We start from the raw sequence: 23900 nt of genomic DNA, 5'->3' as shown, positions 1-23900 counted from the left end.
TTGCTGGCCGCAACGTGATTTCATTGGACACGAGAATAGTGGATTTAATCATTGCGGCAAACTGCTTTTGCCGGGAGAAAGAGAGTGGCTTTGCAGTCAGACAATGACGTTTCCGAAAAGCTGAAAGTCCTCAGGGAAAAGTTTCTCACCAGGGCCAGATCAGATATCAGGGAATTGAGCGGCTATGCCGAGCAGACCCGGTCTGGAACATTGTCTGCCGAGGGACTCATTCGCTGTTATCAGTCGTTGCATCGCCTTGCCGGTTCGGCAGGTACCTTTGGCCTTCCTCGGCTGGGTGAGCAGGCGCGCTTGATTGAAAAACAGTTAAAGAGTCAGGCCGAAGCCCTCGGAGAAACGTCGGAGGCGCAGAGGCAATCTGTGGAGGTTTCCGACGGCTTTGCGGACAGCATTGACGCTCTCGCCAGTCTCATCGAGGAAAGCTCTGAGAATCTTTCAAGCGCGGAGTCTGGAAATCTAACGTCACCGGATCAGAACCGGTTTGAGGGCAGCCATGGCATGCAGATCCGGATTCTTCTCGTTGACGATGATGCTGGGGGGCAGGTCGCCTCATTGGCCACCGAGTTAGGGCGTTACGGTTTTATTTGTCAATTCGTGGACCAGCGTGACGAAACCGCTCTGGAGGGTATTTTCTCTGGCATTACAGGGGCTTCTTCTATTCTTTGCCGAGATTCGGCAATGCCTGTTGTTATGCAGCACGCAAGGAAGCAGGAAAACGAGGGCTCTCGTCGCAGGCCCCCTGTTGTTGTCATTGGTGCCAATGACTCCTTTGATAATGAATATCGGATTGCAAAGGCTGGCGCATCGGCGTTTTTTTCCGCTCCCGTGAGCGTGCCAGAGTTGGCCGAGCGTGTTGAATTGCTGGCGATTGAGCGGAGTTCTGGCGTCAACGGCCGGGTGCTTATTGTTGAAGATGATGCTGAGCTGGCCGAGCATTACTGTCTGGTACTGAGCGCAGCAGGAATAGAAGCGAAGTCTCTCACCGACCCAAGGCGTTTGATGGCCGAACTATATTCGTTTCAGCCGGACATCGTGCTCATGGATGTTCAGATTGGAGATTACTCGGGCGTTACTCTCGCCCGACTGATACGTTTCGAGTCTCGCTGGTTAAGTTTGCCCATTATTTACCTATCTTCAGAAGATGACCGCGATGATCAGCTTGAAGCTCTTTCCAAAGGCGCAGATGAGTTTCTCGTAAAGCCGGTCTCAGATGATTATCTGGTTCGGTCGGCGCGCATTCGTTGCTACCGAGCGCGTCAGCTTTCCGACCTGATGAACCGTGACAGTCTGACCGGGCTTCTCAAGCATTCGTTGATCAAACAGGAGCTTGAAAAAGAGCTCGCGCGATGCCGTCGCTTCGGCCACCTTTCCAGCGTCGCCATGATTGACCTCGATTATTTCAAGCAGGTCAATGATACCTGGGGGCATCGGTACGGCGATATCGTGATACGAGCGCTTGCAAATTTATTACGGAACCGGCTTCGGGAAACGGATATGATCGGCCGCTACGGTGGGGAAGAGTTCATGGTTGTTTTGCCTGATTGCTCGGTGCAGGCAGCGGCAGATTTGCTGAAAAGCATTGGGGAGAGCTTTTCCGAGCTTGTTTTTGCGGTAGGTGAAAAGAATTTCCAGGTTACGCTCAGCGCGGGCATTGCCGGCGTCAACGAATTCCCGAGCGGGGCGGAGGCACTGGAAGCTGCAGATCAGGCACTCTACCAATGCAAACATGAAGGGCGTAACGGGGTCGCGATTTATTCCGCGAACAAATGACGGTGTTTTCTGTTGTCAGGTGGTGGTTTTTTGAAAGCGCTAATCCTCGAAGATGACGATCTGGTTTCTGAACTGCTCGAGACGGTCGTTGCGGGAATCTATCCCGGTGCATTGGTCAAAGTGGCGGGCAGCCTGGGCGAGGCGCTCGAGCTGGTGAGCGGAAATACATTTGATCTCTTTATTGCTGACTGGAATCTGCCTGACGGTGCCGGACTGGAGCTCGTCAAGAAAGTCCGGAAATCAGATAGTGATGTACCCATCGTCATGGTGTCAGCCCGGTCAGATCGCGATTCCGTGCTGAAGGCCGCCTATTACGGTATCGATGGGTATATGACCAAACCATTCGATGTGCAACAGTTGCACCAACGTCTTGTCAAACTCCTTCAACCTTCGCAAGACACGGTTCCAGAAGTGGCGGCATTGCTGAAAAGTTCGCTTGAGGGGATTATCCAGCTGCCAACGGATGTCGATCCGGCAGACGTTCTGGAACTGATCAGACGTCAGGATGAATTATCGCCGTCTCAGTTGGCAGAACGTTGGCGCGAAGAGGCAAGCATTACTGCTCGATTGATGGATGTCGCCAACAGCACGTCTTTTCGGCGTACCGGTAAGCCAGTAGAAAGCCTGCGGGATTCTATCTCCTCGATGGGTGTAGGTCTTGCCTTGAATCAGGTGTTGGCTTTGTCTCTGGATGTGTCTGGCAAGCTCAAACACGAGGTTCTCAAAGGGCTTGCGAAGAGTCACTACGAGGGTGCACTGCAGGTCTCCAAAGAGGCGCAGGGGCTGGCGATCAAACTTAAGAAGCAGCCCGTTTCTTTGCAAAAGGCCGCGTTGCTCAGTCGCCTGGGTGAGCTCGCGGTAGTCAAGGTACTCAACGATTATATAGCCCTTGGTGGGGCACTTGATGCGTCCGAGGCGGAGCAATTGGTGCGCACCTGGGCTCAACCCTATGGCAATCGCCTGAAAGTTCAGTGGCGATTGCCATTGAGGGTGAGGGAGTTGATCGGCGCCGTGCATTTTTTGCCTGTCGATTGCACGCAGGAGGACCGGATTATCATGCGTGCCGCTGCAATGCTGGCCGGTGGCCAGAAGGAGTCCGAGGAGTGTCAGCGACTTCTTCGTCGCCTTGGAATGGACACAGAAGAACCAATCAGGGATTGACGCAATGAAACCAGGCAATACCAGCTCCATATCACGAGTTCTTTACGTCGAGGACGACCCGGACATTCGGGCAATTGCTGAAATCGCGCTGCAAGATGTCGGTGGTTTTGAGGCAGCTGTGTGCGAATCCGGCGTTGCCGCTTTGGCAGCGGCTCCAGGCTTCGATCCCGAGCTTATTCTGTTGGATGTCATGATGCCGGGTATGGACGGCCCAGCAACGCTCAAGGCCCTGCGCGAGCTTGACGGGATGGCGGATGTGCCGGTTATTTTCATGACGGCACGACTGCAGAATTCGGAAATACGCGAGTACCGTGAGTTAGGTGCGTTGGGCGTGATCCCGAAGCCCTTCGACCCCATGACCCTTTCGGATCAGATTTCACGCATTCTGCAAGACTCCCGAGGGTAAAACCGGCAGATCGGCAGAGTCCTCCGGCAGGTGCGGAAAGATGCAATTTCCGGTAGTCTGGCCAGCCTGACCCCTGTTTAGACTGATGAGGTAGTCATGTCATCCTCCCCATCCCGGGACGAATTGAAAGCCAAGCTGAATCTTGAGACTTCTCGCATCCACTGGCACGAACTGCAGACCTACTTTGCGAGGGGACAGGTCGTCAGGGTGTCGCCGGACCTGGATCTGCTTGAAGTGGCGACTGAGTTGGCGGCGGATAACAAAGCCCGTTTCGAACAGTGGATGAACGATGGACGCGTTGGTGAGGTTGCGCCGGACACCGCGCAGGATTGGTATGATCGCAATGCGGAACTCTGGGCGGTCGTCATCGCACCCTGGGTTCTCGTTCAGGACAGGTCAGGGCATGTTCTGCACTGACAGCATAACGCCATGAAGCTCCACTATTTCCACGGCCGTAGCCCGCTCCGGGATCTTGTCATGGTGAAAGACGGCCAACGCATCGAGCTACACATCCGGCCAGCAGGCGGCGGCCATTGGGGCCTGGTCGCTCTCTCTGGCCCTGATCAGGGGCGCCCGGATGGACAGTTCTGCCGTGGGCCCTGGCCAACCCAGGCCCGGGCTGAATCGGTTCTCAGGAGCGTCGCCGGCACCATGATGGGAAAAGGCTACGAACCGAAGCCCGGAGATTATGCGGTCTGGTCCGTTACCGCCCAACGTCTTGCCCGCACCATCGGCGTTCCGCAGGGTGAACAGGCCAGCCCGGATGCCGACCCCGACCAGTTCAAACCCCTGACCTGATAACCCCCTTTTTGTTTCGAGGACGCCATGCTGACTGGAGCCTTGCTCATTCTTGCTCCCCTGTTCCTGGGTTTTGCCATCGCCCTGGAAAACCGCCGGGCCATGACGGTGATCCATTACACGGTGGAGGCACTGGTTTACTTCATCCTGTTGCTGCTGGGTCTGGGGCTTGGCCAGATGGAGGGCCTGGCGGCGCAACTGGGTGGCATGGCGACCCAGGTACTGGCACTGGTGCTGGTGCTTTTCGTCGCCAACATGTTTGGGCTCTGGATGTTCCACCGCTGGCAGCCAATGTCCATCGAGCGGGTCGAGGGCAGTGTCAGCCCCGGATACCGCCGGCTTTTTCTGGCTGGCCTGAAACCGCTGGTGGCGGTTATTGCCGGGCTGCTTGCCGGCTACTACCTGTTGCCGGACATGCCCATGGCGGAACAGCTGGCGACCTGGTCCCTGATGTTGCTGCTGTTTCTGATCGGCCTGCAGCTGCGCAATGCCGGGCTTTCGCTGCGCAAACTTCTGATGAATCGTCAGGGGCTCGGTATCGCGCTGGCTCTGACGCTCAGTTCCCTGGTGGCCGGTGCCCTGTTGATACCCTGGCTTGGTTTGCCCTGGCACGACGCCCTGGCGGTTGCCTCCGGGTTTGGCTGGTACTCGCTGTCCGGCATTGTCATCGGCGAAGCCCTTGGCCCTGCGTGGGGCGGCGTGGCCTTCCTCAATGATGTGCTCAGGGAGATCGTTGCACTGGCAATCATCCCCTTGTTGATTGCCAACAGGCCGGCCATGGCTATTGGTTATGGTGGCGCTACCGCCATGGACTTCACCCTGCCGGTAATCCGCAGCAGTGGCGGGCTGACCTGTGTTCCGGTGGCGATCGCCTCCGGTTTCTTGCTGTCTTTTCTCTCGCCGGTGCTGATGGGGGTGTTCCTGTCTTTGGGATAAATTGACGCGGTGCAAGGCAAGTTGCGGTTTTACGGGTAGTATGTGAAGCAGTAAACTGTCGTTTATTGACAAATGTTAATGTCTTCGCCCGGTCCGGAGCCTGATGCAACGCCGTGAATTCCTTGGTCTATCGATAGCAGCCGGACTGTCCGTGGCGGGATTGCCGGGTTGCAGCGATCCCGGCCCGCTGAGGTTCGGTATCCACCCCTGGATCGGCTACGAGCCACTGTACCTTGCCCGTGATTTCAACTGGTTGCCGGATACGGTTGCGCTGGTGCCGGGCACGTCTGCCAAAGACTCCATGGAGGGCCTTCTTTCAGGGGCGCTTGATGGGGCGGCGCTGACTCTCGATGAAACCATACGCGTATGGTCGAGAGGGCTGGAACTGGTTGTGGTCGCCGTCGCTGATGTGTCCGCCGGCGCCGATGTACTGATGGTCAAGCCATCGATCACGGAATTGGCAGCCCTCAAGGGGCAGCGAATTGCGGTGGAGCTGGACGGTGTCTCGGGCGTTATGCTGTTTAAAATCCTTGAGGTAGCGGGGCTCGATCGCAGCGACGTGATAAAAGTGGATTTGCCGGTAAGCCAGCATGCACAAGCCTGGTCCCGCGGTGAAGTGGATGCTTCCGTGTGCTACGAGCCAACAGCGTCACTCATAGAGAACGCCGGAGGCGTCAGACTCTTCGATAGTAGTGCCATTCCGGAAACCATCTTCGATGTGCTGGTGGTGACCCGGAAAGTGGCAGAGAGCAATTCCAGAGCGGTTCGCGACCTTTTGACCGGACATTTTTCCGGCCTGCAGCATCTCGTGCGGAGCATGCACGACTCAATGTACCGGATTGCCACCCGTCAGGGGATCAGTCCGGACGAGGTCCGCACGGCACTGGCCAGCGTTATGCTGCCGGATCTGGCCGCGAACCAGCGTTATCTCAGAGCAGCCGGACCCATCGAAACCATGGCCGGATCCCTGTCTCGCCTTATGCTGGCAGAGGGTATGATTGATCAGAATCCTGGCATCCAGCGCATGTCAGATCCTTCGTTTCTGCCAGCGAGGGTCTCTTGAATATTCGCCGGTTTGCTGCCTGTCTTTGTTTTCTGTTTGCCACGGAATTTGTGGCGATGGCATCAGCCAGTGCCGATGAAACACTGACTATGGGTGTATTCGCCTATCGGCCGGACAGTGTGCTTCAGGAACGTTACCAGCCTCTGACGGACTACTTGTCCAGGGAAACCGGCATATCCGTAAGGCTGGAGGTTCTCAATCAGGAGAATATGAGCCGGGCGATCGCCGCCAACCGGCTCGATTTTTTTCTTACCAATCCCAGCCATTTTCTACTGATCCGAAGCGAACGCAGTCTGACCGGCGTTCTGGCGACTCTGGTCAGGCGCTCCGGCCAGTCTTCGACTGGCAGTCTTGGTGGCGTGATCTTTACCAGGGCCGAGCGCGACGACATTGAACAGCTCGCTGATATCCGTGATAAGACCATTGCCTCGCCCGGTGTCCATTTCCTGGGGGGCTACCAGACGCAGGTTCTCGAGCTCCTGGATGCCGGTATTGATATCCGGAGAGTGAATCTGATCCGGTTTATGGGCACCCACGACCGAGTGGTTCGATCGGTTCTCTCCGGAGATGCCGATGTAGGCTTTATCCGAACCAGCATTCTGGAGCAGATGGCGCAGGAAGACCCTGATCTGTTTACCAAGGTAAAGGTTCTGAACCGTCAGCGGCTGGCGGGTTTCCCCTACGTTGTTTCAACCCGTCTATACCCGGAATGGCCCCTGGTGGCGCTGCCCCATGTAAACGAGCGGGCTGTCCGTCGTATCGCGTCGGCGCTTTTTGCCATTGAGCCGGAAGACGAGGTGGCGCTGTCAGTCGGCATTTCGGGTTTTTCGCCGCCTGCAGACTACCAGTCGGTTGAGTACCTGGCGCGCACTCTGCGGGTGCCGCCCTACGACCAGGCGCCCCAACTTACCTGGGTGGATGCGTTGCACCAGTATCGCCTCTGGGTCTTTACCATTCTGGTGTTGCTCATGTTGCTGGTGGCATCGTCGCTCTGGCTGGGCAAGAGCAAGCGGCAGCTGGCCGCGGAACAGAGGCGTCTGCGCCAGCTTATCCGGGGTTGGCCACAAGCTGCATTGCTGATCCGGGGTGGACTTTTCATCGACACCAACCGGGCTTCTGTCGACCTGCTGAGGTACACCTCCAGTGAATCACTGGTCGGCAAGGATCTGGCGGTCTTTTCGCCGGAATTCCAGCCAGACGGGCAGATTTCCCGACAGAAAATGGCGCCCATGCTGGCCCGGGTTTCGGCGGGTCAGGTGGAACAGTGCGAATGGGTTCTGAATCGCTCTGACGGCACGGAGATCTGGGTGGAGCTTACCATGGCGCCCGTCCACACCGAGGACGAACCGGAGGCTCTGATTCTTTGCTCCCTGTATGAGATCACTCTCCGGAAACACGCGGAACAGCGGCAGCGGCTGGCGGCGAGCGTCTTCGAATACGCCCGCGAGGCTATTTTCATTACTGATAATCACGGCATCGTGATTGATGCCAACGATGCGTATCTGGCGATAACCGGCCGGCCCCGCAATCGGGCAATAGGAAGACTGCCACCCTTACCGGTGGAGGAAGGCAGTGGTATTTTCGCCAGTGCCCGGTCTCAGGGCTTCTGGTCCGGAGAGTTCGCCAGCAGGCGCAATGATGGCGAGCCGATTACCTTGTCGGTAACACTCAGCAGTGTTCGTGGCGATCATGGCGAAGTCTCGCATTTTGTCGGTATTTTCAGTGACATCAGTCGGCTTAAAGAGCAGGAAAGAAAGCTCCGGATCATGGCCCATTACGATGCCCTGACCGGAATGCCTAACCGGGTTCTGTTTGCCGACCGGTTGCAGCAGGCCATGGCCCTGACACGCCGACAGAGCGGCAAACTGGCTGTGGTTTATATTGATCTGGACGAGTTCAAGCCGGTAAACGATGCCTTCGGCCATGAGGCGGGTGACCAGTTGCTGGTCGAGATCGCACACCGAATGCGTTCGGAACTCCGGGAAGAGGACACCCTGGCGCGGATCGGAGGTGATGAGTTCGCGGCCATTGTCATGAATGTTCAGGACGATCCGGCCCTGGAAAGCCTCTTGATGCGTTTGCTGGCCCGGGTGGCCGAACCGGTCTGGGTAGCGGACCACAGCGTCGAAGTTTCAGCCAGTATCGGCTACACGCTGTTCCCGCAGGCAGAGGATCTGGACGGCGACCAGCTCCTGCGCCAGGCCGACCAGGCCATGTATCAGGCCAAGCACCGGGGCCGCAATCGCTATGTCCGATTCTCTGATCCATCTTCCTGATAGCAGCCGTTGAACCACTCCATTCCGAGCTGTCCGCGGCTGTCAGCGTTCTCAGGCGAGGAATTTCCGGACATCAATCTTGTAGGTTTCCGGATCAACGGCTCGCAGAATCCGGTCCTGTGTGCCCGGTTTCGCGAGATCGAGGGTTTCTAGCGTGATCGGCATTCGGAATTTGGTGTGGTACATAATGCGCACAGTCGGCAGCCTCTGGTCACTTTCATTGGCTTCAACCACGACGCCAAGGCGACCACTTTCCAGAAGCACCAGCGAGCCCACCGGGTAAAGGCCCAGGCACCGGATAAACTGTTTGACCAGACTGGGATCGAGGTGAGTGCCGCTCCACTCCAGAAGCTTCTTCAGACCCTGTGTTGGTGTCATGCCCTTGTGATAGACCCGGTCTGCGGTGATGGCATCGTATACATCGCTGATCGCCACCATGCGACCGTATTCCGAGATCTCATCACCCTTCAGACCCTCTGGATAGCCTGTGCCGTCGAGGCGTTCGTGGTGCTGGGCCGCCGTGATGACGGTGAGCTCGCCAATGCCCTCTGTGGTAGCCAGAATGTCCCGTGAATGGCGGGCGTGGAGTTTCATCACCTCGAACTCTTCGGCAGTCAGGCGGCCGGGTTTGTGCAGTATCTCGTCGGGTGTAAGGATCTTGCCAAGGTCGTGGAGCAGGGCGCCAACGATGGTCTGGTGCAGGACGTCAGACGACAGGCCCCGGTAGTTTCCGAAAAGGGACATCAGCACACTCAGATTGACCGAGTGTTCCAGCAGGTAATTGTCCTTTTCCCGGATGCGTCCCAGACAGCTCAGGGCGTTGGCATTTCGGAGCACAGAATGCTGTAGTTCGTCTGCCAACTGATGGATGGGGGCCACATCAATGGCGCCGCCCACCTTGGCGTGATTCATGAACTCGCCCACCAGCCCCTGGGCCTGGCTATGGATCTGCTGGGCGATGACCATTTCTTCGGCAAGTGGTACATAGGGCCGCAGGCCGGGCGTCAGTTCACCCGCCTTTTGCAGGGCCGACTCATTCCGGCGATCCACCTCGGCGGCGGTTTCCGAGTCCTGGGTGTCGAGCCCCTTCGAGGCATCGATATAGACAAACTCCACGCCCATACGGCGGATTTTCTCGATGGTTTCCTCTTTTTTGATCACACCGCGCTTGCGCTGGGTGTTGTGGGGAATCCAGTCGTTGTTCAGGTCGGTTATGTACATGCCGACCTTGAGTGCTGAAATGGGGACGCGTTTGATCATTCGCCGGGGAAAAACGTCCTCAGGCTGTTTGCGTAAGTCTTACCAATCACCTCGTCCAGAGGCAGTTCTTTCACCTCGGCGATTTTCTCGGCGACAAAAGGCAGGTAAAACGGTGCATTTTCCTTCCCGCGGTAGGGCACCGGGGTCAGGAAGGGGGAATCGGTTTCCAGCAGGATCTGCTCGATCGGCGCCATGCGCACGATGTCCCGTACATTCTCCGCCTTGTTGAACGTGGTGATACCGTTGAAGCCCAGGCACCAGCCCTGATCCAGGGCATAGCGTGCAAGCCCGGGGCCGGACGTGAAGCTGTGAATGACGCCACGGCGCTTGAGGGTGGTCTCAAACTCGCCCAGGATCTCGATGGTATCCTCGTCGGCTTCCCGGCTATGAATCACCACGGGTCTGTCTGTGTCACAGGCGATCTGGAGCTGGCGCCGGAACACCTCGCGCTGCACGTCCCGGTCGGCGTTGTCGTAAAAATAGTCCAGCCCGATCTCGCCCACCGCAACGATCTTCTCGTCCCGGGCGTGGGCACGGATTTCGGCTTCCACGTCATCAGAATAGCTTTCAGCATCGTGGGGGTGGATCCCCTGAGTACCATAAACCCAAGGCGCAACCTGGCTGAGTTCGCGTACTCTGGCAAGGTTGTCCGGGGACACCGCAATGGTGATCACTTTCTCGATATTGACCCCTTTTGCCTGCTCCAGGGTTTCCTCAAGCGGGCGGTCCGTGAGGTAATCCAGGTGACAGTGGGTTTCGATGATCGGCTGATCGAATACGGGAATCTCGCGACGTTTTTTACTCATTGCCGGGTACTACACTCCATCGCAACCTGTATTCGGGCTGCTATTCTGTGAATTCAATCTTACAAGTTTACCAGTTTGTACGATTGTTGACCTGTATTACATTCATAGGGACTTGCACGGAGCATTGGATGAAATTGTCGGCGTTTGCCAGTTCTTTTCTCTACGACCCTGGAAAACCCAGATTCCGGGATTACCCGACTTTTCTGGATGGCGATGACACCACCCTGCCAGGGTTGGAAGCCAGTCTGGATCAGATCGGTGAATACCAGCGCCGGCTCTGGGCCAACCAGTCCAGGGCGGTTCTATTGGTTACCCACGGCCCGGACACCAGTGGAAAAGACAGCCTGATCCGTACTCTGGCAACCTACGCCGACCCCGCTGGTTTCCATGCCTGGTCGTTCAGCCGGCCGAGGGGGGCCGAAACCCGCCATGACTTTCTCTGGCGGGTCACGCCGTTTCTGCCCGGCTTTGGTGAGATGGTCGCCTTCAATCGCAGCCATCATGAGGCTGTGATCGCAGAACGGGTCTGGCCGGTTCATGAAGCAGACAGCTATAACTGGGAAAACCGTTACCGCTCCATCCGGAACTTCGAGAATCATCTCGTGGAAGAGGGCACCACGGTGATCAAGATCTGGCTCAACCTGTCTGAGGATGAGCATCGCCAGAGGCTTCTCAAGCGTCTGGACAAGCCGCGCAAGCGCTGGAAGTTTGATCGGTCCGATATCGATGGCTGGGAAAAACGCAGGGAGTACGAAGCGTTTGCCGAGGAAGCCATTGCCGCGACCCATACAGAGCAGGCACCCTGGTTTATCGTGCCGGGCGATCGGAAGCCCCAGGCGCGCCCGATTGTCGCAGCCATACTGGCTGAGCAATTGCAGAAACTGGCGCCGGAATATCCGAAAGAAGATGAAAGCGTTTTAAAAGAGTACCGGCGTCTTCTGGCGAAGACCGGCGTGGAGTAAACATGAGGGAGGAATGCATGCACATTGCTGTTGTTGGTGGCGGCGTGGTGGGAATGACCACCGCCTATGAACTGAATCGCCGGGGCCACCAGGTGACTGTGCTGGAACGTCATTCAATGGCCGGCAACGAGACCAGCAAGGCCAACGCGGCCCAGCGATCCTATGGGGTGGTGTACCCCTGGGCCGATCCCGCGATTGTGTTCAAGGCCATCCCCTGGATCCTCAAGCAGGATGGCCCCCTGAAACTTCGCTTCCCGCCGTCTGTGGAAACACTCAAGTTCATGTTTGCTACGCTCCGTTACGCCTGGTCGCCAGGGCTGTTCGGGTTGAATCGCCGCGCCATGTTGCGCCTCGGTATCCACAGCCGGGAGCGATTCATGGCGCTTGAGAAGGAGCTTGATCTGTCCTTCGATGGCGACCACCAGGGTCTGCTGCACCTGGCGAGCACACCGGAAGCGCTGGAAGGCTACCGGACGACCCATGAACTGCTGAACGAACTGGGCATCCCTTCCCGTTTGCTCACACCCGAACAGGTGCGCGACGCCGAGCCCGGCATGGTTGGCAATGGTCCGCTTTATGGCGCCCTGAGCTATGACACCGACGGAACCGGCGATTGCCACAAATTTTCCCGGGAACTCGCTAAAGTCTGCGAGGCAAAGGGGATAGTGGTTCGTTACAACGTGGAAGCGGAAAAGCTGATTGCCGATGACCAGAGGGTCAGCGCAATTTCAGTCAGAAACAGCGATGGAGTCATGGAAGCCCTGGAAGTGGATGCCGTGGTGATCAGCGCCGGGTGTTGGTCCAACCACCTGGTTCAGCCCCTCGGCCTCGAACTGCCCATCTATCCGGTAAAAGGTTACAGCCTGACGGTCCCCATGAAGGACCCGGAACAAGGCCCCGCTTCCACCATTCACGATGACAACTTCAAAGTGGTTTCTACTCGTCTGGGCGATCGATTACGCGCCACAGGGTTTGTCGAGCTGGCGGATTTCAATAGAGACATTCCGGAGGCGAGGCTGGCCACGATCCGAAAATCGGTGGAGTCCCGGTTCCCCGGCTGCGCCGATCTCGACGCCGCCGAAACCTGGACCGGCTTCCGCCCCATGACCCCGGATGGCCCTGCGATTATCGGGCGAGGCCCCAGAGAGAACCTCTATTTGAATACCGGCCACGGCACCTTCGGCTGGACTCTCTCTGCCGGCAGTGCCGATGTCATCGCCCAGGTAATTGAAGGCGAGGAACCGTCCGTTTGCCTGGATGCCTTCCGCCCAGGAAGATTCCGGGAGTAGGCTCAATACCCCGGTGCGCGCAAAAGGCCCGAGAGCAGGGCGGATAGCCCCTCCCGGGAGCGTCGAAAACATGGATGTTTTCGTCGAGCGTACATGGACGTATTCACAGCGTATCCCGGGAGGGGCTATCCGTCCTGCTCCGCCTTGGAATTCGAGCGCGACTGAGATCTGCAATCCACAGCGCGCTCAATGTTCGAGCACAGCGTATGAACAAACCCGATATCCCGATCAGACAATAACGGCAGCCGCTCAAAGACCCACTGGGACAGTTTCCCTTCCGGCGGAGTGTCCAGCTCCGGTAGTAAGGTTTCGAGCCGGCCGCGGAGCGCGCCAAGACGATTGTCATCGGCAGGTTCATGCCGGATATCCATGGCATCCGAAAGCCCGGACATTTCCCAGGCGTAGAGCATCACCGACTGGGCAAGGTTCAGGGAGGGGTAGGTGACCTTCATGGGGATGCCGGTTAACAGATCGCAGAGAGCCAGCTCTTCATTGGACAGCCCGCGATCTTCCCGGCCAAACACCAGTGCTGCGGTTGCCACGGACGCACCCTTCGTGGCCAGAACCTTCCGCAGATCTGAGGGGCCGTGCCAATCCTGGCGCTGATGCCGGGTCTTGGCGGAGGTCCCCATCAGCAGGTCTACGGAGTTTCTTACCGCAGCCAGATCGGGGAAAATGCGCGCATTGTCCAGGATATGGTCGCTGCCATGGGCCAGCCAGTGGGCTTCCGGGCGGGTGTGCAGATCGGAATTGACCAACCACAGTTCGCCGAAACCCATGGTGCACAGCGCACGGGCGGCTGCACCGACGTTTTCCGGAACCTTGGGTTCAACAAGTACAAAGGCCAGTTGCATGACGTTACCTCCGGCGGCGAGTTTACACCACGGCGCGGAATCTTTTTACCAGCATTGGCAGCAGCTGAACGACTGGCTGGTACAGCATTCCGAGTTCTGGCAACCGGCGCCGTTCATGACGCCGGAGCCTGCCTGGGCGCGTCTTTATCCGGAACTGGGCACCATGCTGGCGGAACTAACCGATGGGGAATGCCAGCAACTGGATGGCAGCCCGGTTGAGTTGGCGGCTCGGGTTGCCTCATGGTTGCCGTCCCTCGACCGTTACGCCGACATGGTTCAACTGCCGGAGCTGTTGCCGGCACCCGAAAAGGCATCAGAGGCGACGCTCCCGGAAATCCGGGCCACGGATATGCCCGGTCGGAAACGCCTGCAGTCGGGCGCCTTTACGGCGGCACTGATACCGCTGGAACACCCCGCCCTGGACTGGTGTTGTGGTAAGGGCCATCTGTCCCGGACACTGGCGCCGTTTTGCCCCGGTGAGATACAGGGTTTCGAGTGGAATCCGGAGCTGGTGCGCGATGGCAACCGACTGGCACAACAGTTCGGAGATCCCGTGTCGATCCGCTGCCAGGATGTCATGGCAGAGGATTTGTCGCTTCCCAGCCGTCACCACGGTGTTGCACTGCATGCTTGTGGCGATCTGCACCGACAGTTGCTGAAGCGAGGCAGTGAAGCCGGGTTGCCAAGATTGAGTGTCTCGCCCTGCTGCTACCACCTCACTGAGATGGAACACTACCGGCCGCTTTCACAGCGGGCGGCGGATCACCCAAAAGCGCTGCAGCCGAGCCGTAACGATCTTCGGCTTGCGGTTCAGGAAACCGTGACGGCACCGGCCCGGGTGAGGGAACAGACCCGCCTTGTCAGCCAGTGGCGCCTGGGATTTGATGGTCTGCAGCGGCAACTTCGTGGGTGTGATGAGTATCTGCCGGTTCCTTCGAATCCGCCCCGCCTTTTGAACGAAGGCTTTCCCGCCTTTTGCCGTTGGGCGGCGGCAAAAAAGCAGCTCCGATTACCCGATACGGTGGACTTTGATCACTGGCAGGCGTTTGGCGTGCAACGGCTGGCCGAGGTTCGCCGCCATGAGCTGGTCAGGCATCTGTTCCGGCGTCCTCTGGAGCTCTGGATGGTCTTGGATTACGCGCTCTTTCTGGAAGAGCAGGGGTACAGGGTCAGGCTGGGGCATTTCTGCGATCGTTCACTGACACCCCGCAACCTCCTGCTCGATGCGGTCAGGGTTTCCGGTACTCAACCCGTTCAACACAGCCATCCCTGAAATACACATAGGTCAGCTCATAGAGCGCGCCATAATAGCGGGTCTGGTAGATCCAGACTTCCTGGGGGCTGGTGTAGGTTTCAGGAGGGTTGCCGAAAGCACGGCGCACGTTGTCCCGGGTCATGCCCCGCACCACCTGCTCGCGAACCAGATAACGACGCAAATCGGTGGAGTTGATAAAACGGCATGTGCCGGCCTCTTTTTCTTGTTCTGACTCTTCTGTCTGTTCTTCTGGATCAGGGGACTCCTGCACCGGGAGGTTCTGATTGAAACTGCCGCCAATGCGGTTATCCCGTAGCTCAAGCGATTCAGCATCCTCGCCGCAGGGCTGGTCCGAGAACACCGTATTGCCGTCTTTTTCGCAGCGAAAAACCTGGGACTGCGCCGGCACTGCCAGAACAGAGAGCGTGAAGATCAGTGCCATGGCTCTGAGCATCGGTTCCTCGCATTTTTTCAGAAACAAAAAAGGCGCCCGAAGGCGCCTTTTCAAACCACTCAGGTAAAACCTTAAATTAACGGCGAACCTGAATGCGCGCTTCAACCCGGCGGTTGGCAGCTCGGCCGTCCGCTGTGTTGTTGGACGCGATCGGCTGCTCCTCACCGTAACCTACGGCTTCCACTCGTGCCGGATCAACACCCAGAGGCCCGGTCAGACGGCCGGCAACTGCTTCAGCGCGACGCTGGGACAGGAACTGGTTGTAGTCCGCGTCACCGCGGCTGTCAGAGTGGCCGGCAATTTCCACGATGGTTTCCGGGTTTTCCTGCATAAAGTCTGCGACGCGACGAATTTCCTCATCGTAGGCATTGCCGATGACCGAGCTGTTGGTCGGGAACTGGACTTCGATGGTGAAGGTCTGGATGGTTTCAGTTACACCTTCACAGCCGGATGCATCCACGTCCGCGCCAGCGGTGGTATCCGGGCACTGGTCTTTGCTGTTGACCACGCCGTCATTATCGCTGTCCAGCTCACATCCACGGCTGTTTACTTCCGCACCGCGCGGTGTGTCCGGGCACTGGTCACGACTGTCGGCCACGCCGTCGCGATCCGAATCCGGCTCGCAGCCATTGCTGTCAACGGTTGCGCCTGCCGGGGTGCCGGGGCACTGGTCCCGTGAATCCGGCACGCCATCACCATCTGCATCTGCCGGGCGCGCAGGCGCCGGAGCCGCTTGTGCCACGGTGCGGGTAAACGCAAAACTGATGCCCAGAGAGACCTGAGTGTCGAAGGTGCTCTCATCGATGCCGTGGAATTCACGGAGGTCGCCGCGCAGTGATACGGCGTCGTTGATGTTGTAGCGGAAGCCGGTACCCACGTTCACTCGGGTTTCGTCATGATTGCTGCCCGCGGTGCGAACGCCACTGTTGTCCGAACCAAAGTCTGCATGGCCTGCGCCCAGAGACACGTATGGGTTCCAGGCTTCGTCCGGGCCTGCAAAGTAGTAGGTACCGTCAACCCGGACTTCATCAAATTCCGATTCGCCCGGCACGTATTTGCGGTCTGCATCGGCACGTGAGTAAAGCGCCTCTACCGACCAGTGGGGACGGAAGCGGTATTCCACACCAACGCCGAAGGTGCCGGTTTCGCTCAGATCGCGCTTGTCGTCAAACAGCTGAAAACCGGCAAACGGGTTGATGTAAACGGTTTCCTGACGATCGGCCATGGCCGGGGTTGCCAGGGTAGCGGCCAGTACAGCCGCGGAAATCGGACGCATGACGTTCATGCAGAACCTCCTGTTCATTGTCGTTGTGGTACCGCACTTCCACATGAAAAGTGCTTGTATACCCGGAATTTAGGCCAGTAGGCCAAAAAAAACAAAAAAATGATACGGATTGTTACGTCCGCAATTGTACCCAGTTGACCTTTACGACCCCGAGGTCGTTTCAGGCCAGAGCGGAAAAATACAGATGCGCGCTTTTTTTACTGAAGTTAAGCACCTCGCCGTTGTCGAAATGTACCTCGAAAGAATTCTCATCTTCGGCGACCACCGAGCCGGGACCAAAGATCGCGTGGCCAAGACGTTTTTGATGCCAGAGTGGTTCCGTTGAGTTTTCGAATGTTGCCGCCTGGCCCTCAAGGGTGACGCTCTCCCGGTCGGCGTAACGCTGGCTGACCGGTGTCAGGGGGGCAGTTAACCGAGTGGTTGATGATTCTGCCGGAGATCGCTCATCCAGCCAGCGACCGAATTCCTCGGCAAGCTCAAAGCAGCACTCTTCCACGAAACGGCTTGGGCCCAGATCGCCGTCCAGGTGCGGTTGCTTGCTGGCCGGTCGGGTGATCAGGTGAAGCTGCTGGCGTGTGCGTGTCATGGCCACATACAGCAGCCGTCGCTCGCTTTCCAGAAATGCTCTGGCATTGTCCTGGGGGCGGGGGCTGTACGGCAGGTATTTCTCCTGCAGTCCGGGAATGATAACTGTTGGCCATTCCAGACCCTTGGTGCGGTGAATCGTTGAGAGCAGCACCCCACCCTGCTGTTTTTCACCCGCCTGTTGCTTGAGGGTTTTCAGGTGCTCCAGGGCGCCTTCAGCTGTGACATCAAGGCTTTTAAGGTACTGCCGGAATCCTTGTATCGTATCGATCCGTTCCTCGGCACTCTCATGCGTCAGCGCCAGGCTGCGGATGCCCTCGTAAAGATCAGTGTGCTCGGCATAGACACTGATCAGTCCTGCAACCGGACCTCCGTAGCTGTGCAGTTGGGCAAGCACTTCGCCGAGTTTCCTGAGCTTGCGGGCGGCCATGGGCGCAAGCGCGTCGAAGTCCATCGCCAGCAGACGCTCGTGCCAGCCACTGGAAAATCCTGCCAGGAAACGCGCCAACTGCTCCAGCTCCGGCTCTTTCAGACCCACATGAGGAAAGCGCAACAGCTGTCGTGCCAGCTCCAGGCGATCCTCGTCCGGCAGGTTTTCCAGTTTCCCGGTCACCACCATCAGAAGGGCAGTGATCGCCTGAACTTCCCGGCTGAACAGCGCGCCTTTGCCGGCATCAATCCGGTAGGGAATCTGACGAGCCAGCAACTTCAGCTCGATAGGGACACTCTGACTCCAGACCCGGAACAGTATGGCCGTGCCTGCCAGAGCCGGTTCCGATTGGCCCTGAAGAATCTGCAGCACGGTATCGGCATCGCTTTCCGACCGATGCAGGGTGATCTCCGTGCCGGGCGTGGAAGCGTGGGAATGGCAAAGCACATCTTTGCGACCGGTGTTGTGACAGATCAGATGGTTGGCGAGCAAAGCGACGCGATGGCCGTACCGGAAGGTATAGCTGAGCGTCTGCTCCAGCGGGCTTTCGAACTCATCGCTGAACCGCTTGAGAATGAACTCGGGCTTTGCGCCCCGGAACTCGTAGATCGTCTGGTCCGGGTCGCCAACAACCGTCACCCGGGCCCGGTCTCCAGCCACGTAGCGCAGCAGCAGGTGCTGGATTTCATTGGTGTCCTGGTACTCATCTACCAGAATCAGATCCATCTTGTTGCCTACCAGCCGCTGCAAAGGCGGATTCTGGTGAATCGCCATCACCGGCTCGTACAGCATGTCGGCGTAGCTGATCCGCCCCTGGCTCTTACGCCACTGTTCAAAGCTGTGGAACAGGTCAATGAGGTATTTGTGCTTGTCCGAGTACCCCAGCTCCTCAAACACGATCTCCGCCGGCGACAGCGTTGTTTTCACCAGATCAATAAACCCCGTCGCCGTCTCGACAAAATCTTTCTTGTTGCGCCGGATTTCATCCGCCAGATCCTCCGGCGCCAGCCGTCGGGTCAACTGCCAGGCCTGGAAGCTGATCTCCTGCTCGGTCAGGATTTTGTCCGAAAACCCCGGCAGATAGCCCTCCCGAACAAACCTCTTGTACAACCTCAAGCCCATGGCGTGATACGTCCGTATCTCCGGCAGCGCCAGCCCGCTCCGGGCGCACACCTCCTGCAGCTTGCGCTCGAAATCCACCCGGGCGCTGCGGTTGAACATCAACACCAGCATCCGGTCCGGATCGTGGCCCTGTTCCAGCAGATACCGGATTCGCCAGGCCAGCGTCGACGTCTTGCCACTGCCGGCTACGGCGGTAATCACCGAATTCTCATAGCCCGCGGTGATAATCGCCCGCTGCTCATCGGTGAGGAAATCCGGGAGGTTGGTGGTCTCAGGAATTTGGGGTTCGGTCGGCATGGCCGGTATTGTAACGGCCTGCTGGTAGAGCGGATACCGCTCCCGCATAATTGCGATCAAAACATGAGAGCGAAAGGGTCTTAAACATGGAAATGTCCGAATCGGTAAACGTACTTGGCGAAAAACTCGAAACCTGCGGCAAAGACCCGATCACCGGCTTTTACCGCGATGGCTGCTGCAACGTCGGCCCGGATGATTTTGGCCTGCACGCCGTCTGCGCCGTGGTAACCGACGAATTCCTCGAATTCTCCAAAGCCCAGGGCAACGACCTCAGCACCCCCAGGCCTGAATTCGGCTTCGAAGGCCTGAAAGCGGGCGATAGCTGGTGCCTGTGTGCCGGCCGGTGGCAGGAAGCCTTTGAAGCCGGCTGCGCCCCCAGGGTCCGACTGCGGGCTACCCATCGGGCTGCCCTTGAAAAATGCGCCCTGGACGACCTCAAGTCTCATGGTGCCGACCTTAGCTGATGAGCCATTCCGGACCCGATGCCAAAGCGGATCCGTCCGCATGGCGTGCCCTGCAGGACAGCCTCACCGCCAACGGTGAACGCCGACTGGTTCTGCTTGAGGGTGATCGGGAACAGAACCTCAGGTGGCTTTCCGGTCTGTTACCCGGGTTGGAAATACAGAGCGGCCTATGGACGGGACCAGCGGATCATAGCCCCGATACCCGGCTGACCCGGGTCACGCCTCCCGGGGCTCGAAAGTGGCTCGGGTGTGAAGTCTCGCTTATCGTCTGGGATGGCTGGCACGGCAATCCTCCGGATGCCTTTGCCGCGCTCTCGGGTGCGCTCACCGCTGGTGGCCTGCTGTTCTGGCTGATGCCGCCGCTGGCAGAGTGGTCCCGCTTTGCGGATCCCGATTACTCGAGAACCGGTCTGGAGCATGGTCCGAACCATCCGTTTGCTGCCCGTATGGCCGACCTGCTTGCCGACGATGATGCGGTCATCCGGGTGTCACCCGACCGTCCGGAATCACGGCCGCCGGTTCCGCCCCTGCCTGAGAAACGCTTTCGAATCGCCGCCACCCGGGATCAGGAACAATTGGTTCAGCGCCTCGTCCGTTTTGGCCTAGGCCGCCGGCGCAGGCCGCTGGTAGTGACGGCGGACCGGGGCCGTGGCAAATCTGCGGCGATGGGTATGGCTGCAGCCGAATTGTTGCGCCAAGGCAGGCAGGACATCGTGGTTACCGCGCCCTCGGAGCAGAATGTGGAGACCCTCTTTCGCCACGCCTGTGAGACTCTCGGAGACCAGTTGGCCGAAGCCAGCCCAGGGATACTCAGCTCCCGAGCCGGTGGCCGCCTGAGGTTTATGCCGGTACGTGAATTGCTGACTTTGCGGCCGGAAGCCGAAGTGGTCCTGGTGGATGAGGCAGCAGCGATTCCGGCGCCGCTGCTGAAATCGGTTCTGCTCGGCTGGCCGAGAGTGGCGTTCGCCACCACGGTCCATGGTTACGAAGGGGCCGGCCGGGGCTTTGCCATTCGTTTTCGGCAGGTCCTTGATCAATCAACGCCCCAGTGGCAGTCGGTAACGTTGAGCGAGCCGGTACGCTGGACCCTGAACGATCCGCTGGAAGCCCTGATCACCCGACTCTTTCTGCTGGCTGCCGACGGTGGTCGCTTGCCCGGGAAAACTGAATACAGCGCCGGGGAGCTGGTCATCGAACCCTGGGAGCCGGCAGAGGCAAGTGACGGAGCCCTGTCCCGTGCCTTTGGGTTGCTGGTGGATGCCCATTACCGGACCAGCCCCGCTGATCTGAGGCAGTGGCTGGATGACCCGGCCGCCCGTAGCTGGCGCGCGCGAATTGGCGATCAGACGGTTGGTGTGCTCTGGTGCGCGCTTGAGGGTGGCCTTCCGGCTGAGCTGGCAGAACAGGTCAGTCTGGGCACCCGGCGAATACGGGGCCATCTGCTGCCGCAATCGTTGGCCAGCCACAGCGGCTATCCCGAGGCCGCGGTCCTGCGGGGTCTGAGGGTTGTCCGCATTGCAGTATCAGACGAGGTCAGACGCGCGGGCATTGGCCAAAGCATGGTGCAGGCTGCCAGGGCGTATGCCGCCGAGCAGGATGTTGATTACCTCGGAACCAGCTTCGGTGGCAGCGCTGACCTGCTCGCGTTTTGGCAGACCTGCGGTCTGCATGTTGTCAGGGTTGGCTGGCAGCAGGAAGCATCCAGTGGCGAATATCCACTGCAGATGGTGGCCGGCTTTTCGCAGGCTGGTCGCGATCTGGAAGAACGCATCCGCAACCGCCTGGCCGACCATTGGCTTACTCTCTTGCCCGGCAACTGGCAGGGGCTGGAGCCGACATTGCTGGCCGGGATAACCGCCGATCTGCCCCCCGGGCCGACGCTGGACAGGGATGATTTGCGGGATCTCCGCAATTTCGCCAATGGGCATCGTGGCTTTCAGGTCACGGTCCCGGTATTGCGGAAGCTGAGTCAGGCACCGGGGATCATGGCGTGGCTGAAAAGCCATGAGGCGCTTGCGGTCTGGTGCCAGGGTGTTCTTCAGGGGCGGCCCTGGTCCGCGCTGCAGGCGGACAGGCTTTGCCTGGGCCAGAGAGAAGGCGAAGATCGTCTGCGACAGGTGGTGCGTGATCTTTTGAAGGATGGCCCGGGTTTGTGACTCGCTCGATTTAATTTCCGCCGGTGTCTGCCCAGAATGGGCCCTCGTATCCTTTCAACGAGATCCACAGAGACTGTTTGTTATGGCCAAGGGAACCGGCGCCTTCCGTGTTTTGCTCATATTGCTTCCGCTTGTTGTTTTCCTGTCCGCCTGCGCCTCCCCGAACCAACCGGTTGCCCTGAGCCCCGAGGCCCTGGCCGAGGCGGATGCACTGCTGGTTTCAGCCGCCGGGAATGGTGAAAAGCGGCGCGTGCAGCTGTTGTTATCGGCCGGCGCCGATGTGAACACCAGTGACCCGTACGGGTATACCCCCGTGATGCGGGCGGCGGAAAACGGCCATCTGTCGGTGGTGAAGGTATTGGTGGCAGCCGGTGCCAACGTCAACGTGAGTCAGGGAGGCGAATCTTTGCTGATGAAAATCGTGGCCAACGGGGATTTGCTGACGGCGGAGAGGCTGGTGGCGGCCGGAGCCGACGTCAATTACGAGGCGAGCGACGGACAAACGGCACTGGACGTTGCCCGCGCCACCAACAATCGGGATCTGGAAATGTTGCTGGTGCAGGCGGGCGCCGAATTCTAGCGCCGACCGGCTTACTCCAGGCCCATCGGATCCGTCTCGTCATCCCACTCCGGGGTGAAATGAGCCGCAACCACGTCTTCCGGCACATCGGCCACGCTCGGGTAACTCCATTTTGGCTGGCGGTCCTTGTCGATAGCCAGAGCCCGGATTCCCTCTGTCAGATCAGGCCGGCGGATGCATTCGGAAACCATCGCCAGTTCCATGCGGAAGGCGTCCTTCAGGGACATTTGCTGCGCTTTCTGTAACTGGGTCCAGACCAGCCATGCAGAGACCGGGCATCCGTTTCTGAGCGTGTTCATACAGGCATGCCACCAGTCGCAGTCAACCTCCGCTGCCAGCAGTTGATCAACGATGTCCGGAAGTTCATCGCCGGCGCTCAGCCTGGCAATCCGCTGTTCGTGCCGGGCGAGGTGACTGGGTGGCAGTGTCCGGTAATCCGGTGTCTGGATCTGGTTGAGTAACCTGAACAGTCGATTGTCATCGGCGGCGGTTTGGCCGGTCCAGCGTTCCGAGGCCAGTCGGTCAAGCAGGCGATCCCGGTCCTCCGGCAGGATGGCCATGTCGGCGAGACCAACCCGCAGCGTATCGCTGACGTTCAAACGGGCGCCGGTCAACCCCATGAACAGCCCCAGCCTTCCTGGCAGCCGTTTCAAAAACCAGCTGGCACCCACATCCGGAAACAGCCCGATCGTGATCTCGGGCATTGCCAGCGTGACATCCGGCGTAACCAGCCGATACCGGCAGCCTGAGAACACACCAAGACCGCCGCCCATCACCACGCCGTGGGCTATACCCAGCACGGGCTTTGGGAAGCGATGGATGTTGTAATCCATCCGGTATTCCCGGCTGAAAAACCGTACCGGTTTCTCCGGCTCTTGCCCGTCGAGAATTGCATCATAGAGTTCGCGGATATCACCGCCGGCGCAAAAGGCTCTCTCACCGGCGCCCTGAATGACCACGATGCAGATTCGGTCATCATTGGCCCAGCGGTCCAGGATGTCCTGGATCTGCTCGATCATGTGTTCGGAAAGCGCGTTGAGAGTGCCCGGGGAGTTCAGTGTAAGAACACCCATGTGCCCTTCGCGGCATGCAAGTTCCTCGGCCTCTACAGACATTGGCGTTTTCTCCGGAGAATTAAATCAATCTTGGATACGGAATCGAACGTACTTTCACCCTAATAGCCAGAACAGGAAAGAGGACTAACGTCGAAAAGATGTCCTTGACCTATCGCATTTGAGGTTGCCCCGCTCTGTGCTATAAGTGCAAGTCAGTTTAGCGCCCGGCCTCCGAACCGGCCTTAAAATCTGGAAAATGACGATGAGAGGGTAATAACAATGAATCTGAAACACTACGCTGTTGCGGGAATTTTTGCGCTTGGCGCTGCTGTGCCTGCAGTAGTTTCTGCCGCAGATGCCGAAGCCGGCAAGGCCAAGGCGGCTGTCTGTGCTGCGTGCCATGGCCAGAATGGTCTTGCGCAAATCCCGACATACCCCAACCTGGCGGGCCAGAACGAGCAGTACCTGGTATCGGCCCTGAAGGCGTACAAGAACAAGCAACGCTCTGGCGGCCAGGCCGCGATTATGCAGGGGCAGGCTGCTGCCCTAAGTGACGCCGACATTGCCAATCTGGCGGCCTACTTCGCGAGCCTGCCGGCAGACGGCGGCAAGTAAGCC

The 23900-nt window shown here is 58.7% G+C and carries 22 protein-coding genes and 1 pseudogene; 16 read left to right on the top strand and 7 right to left on the bottom strand.

The window, feature by feature from the left end:
* Positions 1–84: 84 nt before the first annotated feature.
* From HP15_RS22775 to HP15_RS16960, 9 genes and pseudogenes are all read left to right on the top strand, one after another.
* Positions 85–384, top strand: a pseudogene (locus HP15_RS22775) (Hpt domain-containing protein); the annotation flags it as partial.
* Between the two features lie 132 nt (positions 385–516).
* On the top strand, positions 517–1788 hold the full coding sequence (locus HP15_RS16995) for a diguanylate cyclase (protein ID WP_227499790.1): 1272 nt from the start codon (positions 517–519) through the stop codon (positions 1786–1788).
* Between the two features lie 30 nt (positions 1789–1818).
* Entirely contained in the window at positions 1819–2949 is a 1131-nt protein-coding gene (locus HP15_RS16990) for a response regulator (RefSeq protein ID WP_041645709.1), read from the top strand.
* 4 nt (positions 2950–2953) lie between these two features.
* Complete coding sequence (locus HP15_RS16985; RefSeq protein ID WP_014578605.1) at positions 2954–3355, top strand: response regulator; 402 nt, start codon at positions 2954–2956, stop codon at positions 3353–3355.
* Between the two features lie 96 nt (positions 3356–3451).
* Positions 3452–3772: a DUF2288 domain-containing protein gene (locus HP15_RS16980; RefSeq protein WP_014578604.1), complete on the top strand. Its 321-nt coding sequence runs from the start codon at positions 3452–3454 to the stop codon at positions 3770–3772.
* Positions 3773–3784: 12 nt separating this feature from the next.
* Positions 3785–4153, top strand: a complete 369-nt coding sequence (locus HP15_RS16975; protein ID WP_041645707.1) for a PA4575 family protein — start codon at positions 3785–3787, stop codon at positions 4151–4153.
* Positions 4154–4180: 27 nt separating this feature from the next.
* On the top strand, positions 4181–5089 hold the full coding sequence (locus HP15_RS16970; RefSeq protein ID WP_014578602.1) for a lysine exporter LysO family protein: 909 nt from the start codon (positions 4181–4183) through the stop codon (positions 5087–5089).
* Positions 5090–5192: 103 nt separating this feature from the next.
* Entirely contained in the window at positions 5193–6152 is a 960-nt protein-coding gene (locus HP15_RS16965; RefSeq protein WP_041645704.1) for an ABC transporter substrate-binding protein, read from the top strand.
* Positions 6153–6208: 56 nt separating this feature from the next.
* Positions 6209–8428, top strand: coding sequence for a PhnD/SsuA/transferrin family substrate-binding protein (locus tag HP15_RS16960; protein WP_227499656.1), 2220 nt, complete (start codon positions 6209–6211; stop codon positions 8426–8428).
* A 51-nt stretch (positions 8429–8479) separates the two neighbouring features.
* On the opposite strand, the gene HP15_RS16955 is transcribed toward HP15_RS16960, so the two are convergent.
* Complete coding sequence (locus tag HP15_RS16955) at positions 8480–9688, bottom strand: HD-GYP domain-containing protein (protein WP_014578599.1); 1209 nt, start codon at positions 9686–9688, stop codon at positions 8480–8482.
* The gene (locus HP15_RS16950; RefSeq protein ID WP_014578598.1) at positions 9685–10494 is read right to left on the bottom strand and encodes a TatD family hydrolase; all 810 of its coding nucleotides are present in this window, start codon (positions 10492–10494) and stop codon (positions 9685–9687) included. The genes HP15_RS16955 and HP15_RS16950 overlap by 4 nt, the downstream gene beginning before the upstream one ends.
* Positions 10495–10622: 128 nt before the next feature.
* Here HP15_RS16950 and HP15_RS16945 point away from each other — a divergent pair, with 128 nt between their 5' ends.
* Both HP15_RS16945 and HP15_RS16940 read left to right on the top strand, forming a co-directional pair.
* A complete protein-coding gene (locus HP15_RS16945; RefSeq protein WP_014578597.1) occupies positions 10623–11456 on the top strand; it encodes a polyphosphate kinase 2 family protein in 834 nt (277 codons plus the stop codon).
* Between the two features lie 17 nt (positions 11457–11473).
* Positions 11474–12745, top strand: a complete 1272-nt coding sequence (locus HP15_RS16940; RefSeq protein WP_014578596.1) for a D-amino acid dehydrogenase — start codon at positions 11474–11476, stop codon at positions 12743–12745.
* Positions 12746–12870: 125 nt separating this feature from the next.
* Here HP15_RS16940 and HP15_RS16935 read toward each other — a convergent pair whose 3' ends face one another.
* The gene (locus tag HP15_RS16935) at positions 12871–13599 is read right to left on the bottom strand and encodes a tRNA/rRNA methyltransferase (protein ID WP_014578595.1); all 729 of its coding nucleotides are present in this window, start codon (positions 13597–13599) and stop codon (positions 12871–12873) included.
* On the opposite strand from HP15_RS16935, the gene HP15_RS16930 reads away from it, so the two are divergent.
* Positions 13598–14872, top strand: coding sequence for a methyltransferase (locus HP15_RS16930; RefSeq protein WP_014578594.1), 1275 nt, complete (start codon positions 13598–13600; stop codon positions 14870–14872). The genes HP15_RS16935 and HP15_RS16930 overlap by 2 nt on opposite strands.
* On the opposite strand, the gene HP15_RS16925 is transcribed toward HP15_RS16930, so the two are convergent.
* The 3 genes from HP15_RS16925 to HP15_RS16915 all read right to left on the bottom strand — a co-directional run bounded on the left by HP15_RS16925 (position 14829) and on the right by HP15_RS16915 (position 19075).
* Positions 14829–15335 (bottom strand): DUF4124 domain-containing protein, encoded by a 507-nt coding sequence (locus HP15_RS16925; protein WP_227499655.1) that lies wholly within the window; start codon positions 15333–15335, stop codon positions 14829–14831. The genes HP15_RS16930 and HP15_RS16925 overlap by 44 nt on opposite strands.
* A gap of 49 nt (positions 15336–15384) precedes the next feature.
* A complete protein-coding gene (locus tag HP15_RS16920) occupies positions 15385–16593 on the bottom strand; it encodes an OmpA family protein (RefSeq protein WP_014578593.1) in 1209 nt (402 codons plus the stop codon).
* A 160-nt stretch (positions 16594–16753) separates the two neighbouring features.
* On the bottom strand, positions 16754–19075 hold the full coding sequence (locus HP15_RS16915) for an ATP-dependent helicase (RefSeq protein WP_014578592.1): 2322 nt from the start codon (positions 19073–19075) through the stop codon (positions 16754–16756).
* 38 nt (positions 19076–19113) lie between these two features.
* Between HP15_RS16915 and HP15_RS16910 the strand changes: the two genes are divergently transcribed.
* The 3 genes from HP15_RS16910 (at position 19114) to HP15_RS16900 (ending at position 22227) form a co-directional block, all read left to right on the top strand.
* The gene (locus HP15_RS16910) at positions 19114–19491 is read left to right on the top strand and encodes a DUF2237 family protein (protein ID WP_008173000.1); all 378 of its coding nucleotides are present in this window, start codon (positions 19114–19116) and stop codon (positions 19489–19491) included.
* Positions 19491–21647, top strand: a complete 2157-nt coding sequence (locus HP15_RS16905) for a tRNA(Met) cytidine acetyltransferase TmcA (protein ID WP_014578591.1) — start codon at positions 19491–19493, stop codon at positions 21645–21647. The genes HP15_RS16910 and HP15_RS16905 overlap by 1 nt, the downstream gene beginning before the upstream one ends.
* Positions 21648–21729: 82 nt before the next feature.
* Positions 21730–22227 carry an ankyrin repeat domain-containing protein gene (locus HP15_RS16900; protein WP_014578590.1) on the top strand — a complete coding sequence of 166 codons (498 nt, stop codon included), beginning with the start codon at positions 21730–21732 and terminating at the stop codon, positions 22225–22227.
* Between the two features lie 11 nt (positions 22228–22238).
* Here HP15_RS16900 and HP15_RS16895 read toward each other — a convergent pair whose 3' ends face one another.
* Positions 22239–23342, bottom strand: a complete 1104-nt coding sequence (locus HP15_RS16895; protein ID WP_014578589.1) for an enoyl-CoA hydratase/isomerase family protein — start codon at positions 23340–23342, stop codon at positions 22239–22241.
* A 219-nt stretch (positions 23343–23561) separates the two neighbouring features.
* Here HP15_RS16895 and HP15_RS16890 point away from each other — a divergent pair, with 219 nt between their 5' ends.
* Positions 23562–23897, top strand: coding sequence for a c-type cytochrome (locus HP15_RS16890; RefSeq protein ID WP_014578588.1), 336 nt, complete (start codon positions 23562–23564; stop codon positions 23895–23897).
* Positions 23898–23900: the final 3 nt, after the last annotated feature.

This window comes from Marinobacter adhaerens HP15 (assembly GCF_000166295.1).
GTDB lineage: Bacteria > Pseudomonadota > Gammaproteobacteria > Pseudomonadales > Oleiphilaceae > Marinobacter > Marinobacter adhaerens.
The sequence above is the reverse complement of the archived record's forward strand: the minus strand, read 5'-3'. Positions and strand labels throughout refer to the sequence as shown.

Bases quoted from the DNA above. Each gene is read 5' to 3' on its own strand.
- HP15_RS16930 (WP_014578594.1), top strand. From the start codon at position 13,598: ATGACGTTACCTCCGGCGGCGAGTTTACACCACGGCGCGGAATCTTTT.
- HP15_RS16900 (WP_014578590.1), top strand. From the start codon at position 21,730: ATGGCCAAGGGAACCGGCGCCTTCCGTGTTTTGCTCATATTGCTTCCG.
- HP15_RS16955 (WP_014578599.1), bottom strand. From the start codon at position 9,688: ATGATCAAACGCGTCCCCATTTCAGCACTCAAGGTCGGCATGTACATA.
- HP15_RS16895 (WP_014578589.1), bottom strand. From the start codon at position 23,342: ATGTCTGTAGAGGCCGAGGAACTTGCATGCCGCGAAGGGCACATGGGT.
- HP15_RS16985 (WP_014578605.1), top strand. From the start codon at position 2,954: ATGAAACCAGGCAATACCAGCTCCATATCACGAGTTCTTTACGTCGAG.
- HP15_RS16910 (WP_008173000.1), top strand. From the start codon at position 19,114: ATGGAAATGTCCGAATCGGTAAACGTACTTGGCGAAAAACTCGAAACC.
- HP15_RS16975 (WP_041645707.1), top strand. From the start codon at position 3,785: ATGAAGCTCCACTATTTCCACGGCCGTAGCCCGCTCCGGGATCTTGTC.
- HP15_RS16935 (WP_014578595.1), bottom strand. From the start codon at position 13,599: ATGCAACTGGCCTTTGTACTTGTTGAACCCAAGGTTCCGGAAAACGTC.
- HP15_RS16980 (WP_014578604.1), top strand. From the start codon at position 3,452: ATGTCATCCTCCCCATCCCGGGACGAATTGAAAGCCAAGCTGAATCTT.
- HP15_RS16920 (WP_014578593.1), bottom strand. From the start codon at position 16,593: ATGAACGTCATGCGTCCGATTTCCGCGGCTGTACTGGCCGCTACCCTG.
- HP15_RS16970 (WP_014578602.1), top strand. From the start codon at position 4,181: ATGCTGACTGGAGCCTTGCTCATTCTTGCTCCCCTGTTCCTGGGTTTT.
- HP15_RS16940 (WP_014578596.1), top strand. From the start codon at position 11,474: ATGCACATTGCTGTTGTTGGTGGCGGCGTGGTGGGAATGACCACCGCC.
- HP15_RS16960 (WP_227499656.1), top strand. From the start codon at position 6,209: ATGGCATCAGCCAGTGCCGATGAAACACTGACTATGGGTGTATTCGCC.
- HP15_RS16945 (WP_014578597.1), top strand. From the start codon at position 10,623: ATGAAATTGTCGGCGTTTGCCAGTTCTTTTCTCTACGACCCTGGAAAA.
- HP15_RS16905 (WP_014578591.1), top strand. From the start codon at position 19,491: ATGAGCCATTCCGGACCCGATGCCAAAGCGGATCCGTCCGCATGGCGT.
- HP15_RS16950 (WP_014578598.1), bottom strand. From the start codon at position 10,494: ATGAGTAAAAAACGTCGCGAGATTCCCGTATTCGATCAGCCGATCATC.
- HP15_RS16915 (WP_014578592.1), bottom strand. From the start codon at position 19,075: ATGCGGGAGCGGTATCCGCTCTACCAGCAGGCCGTTACAATACCGGCC.
- HP15_RS16890 (WP_014578588.1), top strand. From the start codon at position 23,562: ATGAATCTGAAACACTACGCTGTTGCGGGAATTTTTGCGCTTGGCGCT.
- HP15_RS16965 (WP_041645704.1), top strand. From the start codon at position 5,193: ATGCAACGCCGTGAATTCCTTGGTCTATCGATAGCAGCCGGACTGTCC.
- HP15_RS16995 (WP_227499790.1), top strand. From the start codon at position 517: ATGCAGATCCGGATTCTTCTCGTTGACGATGATGCTGGGGGGCAGGTC.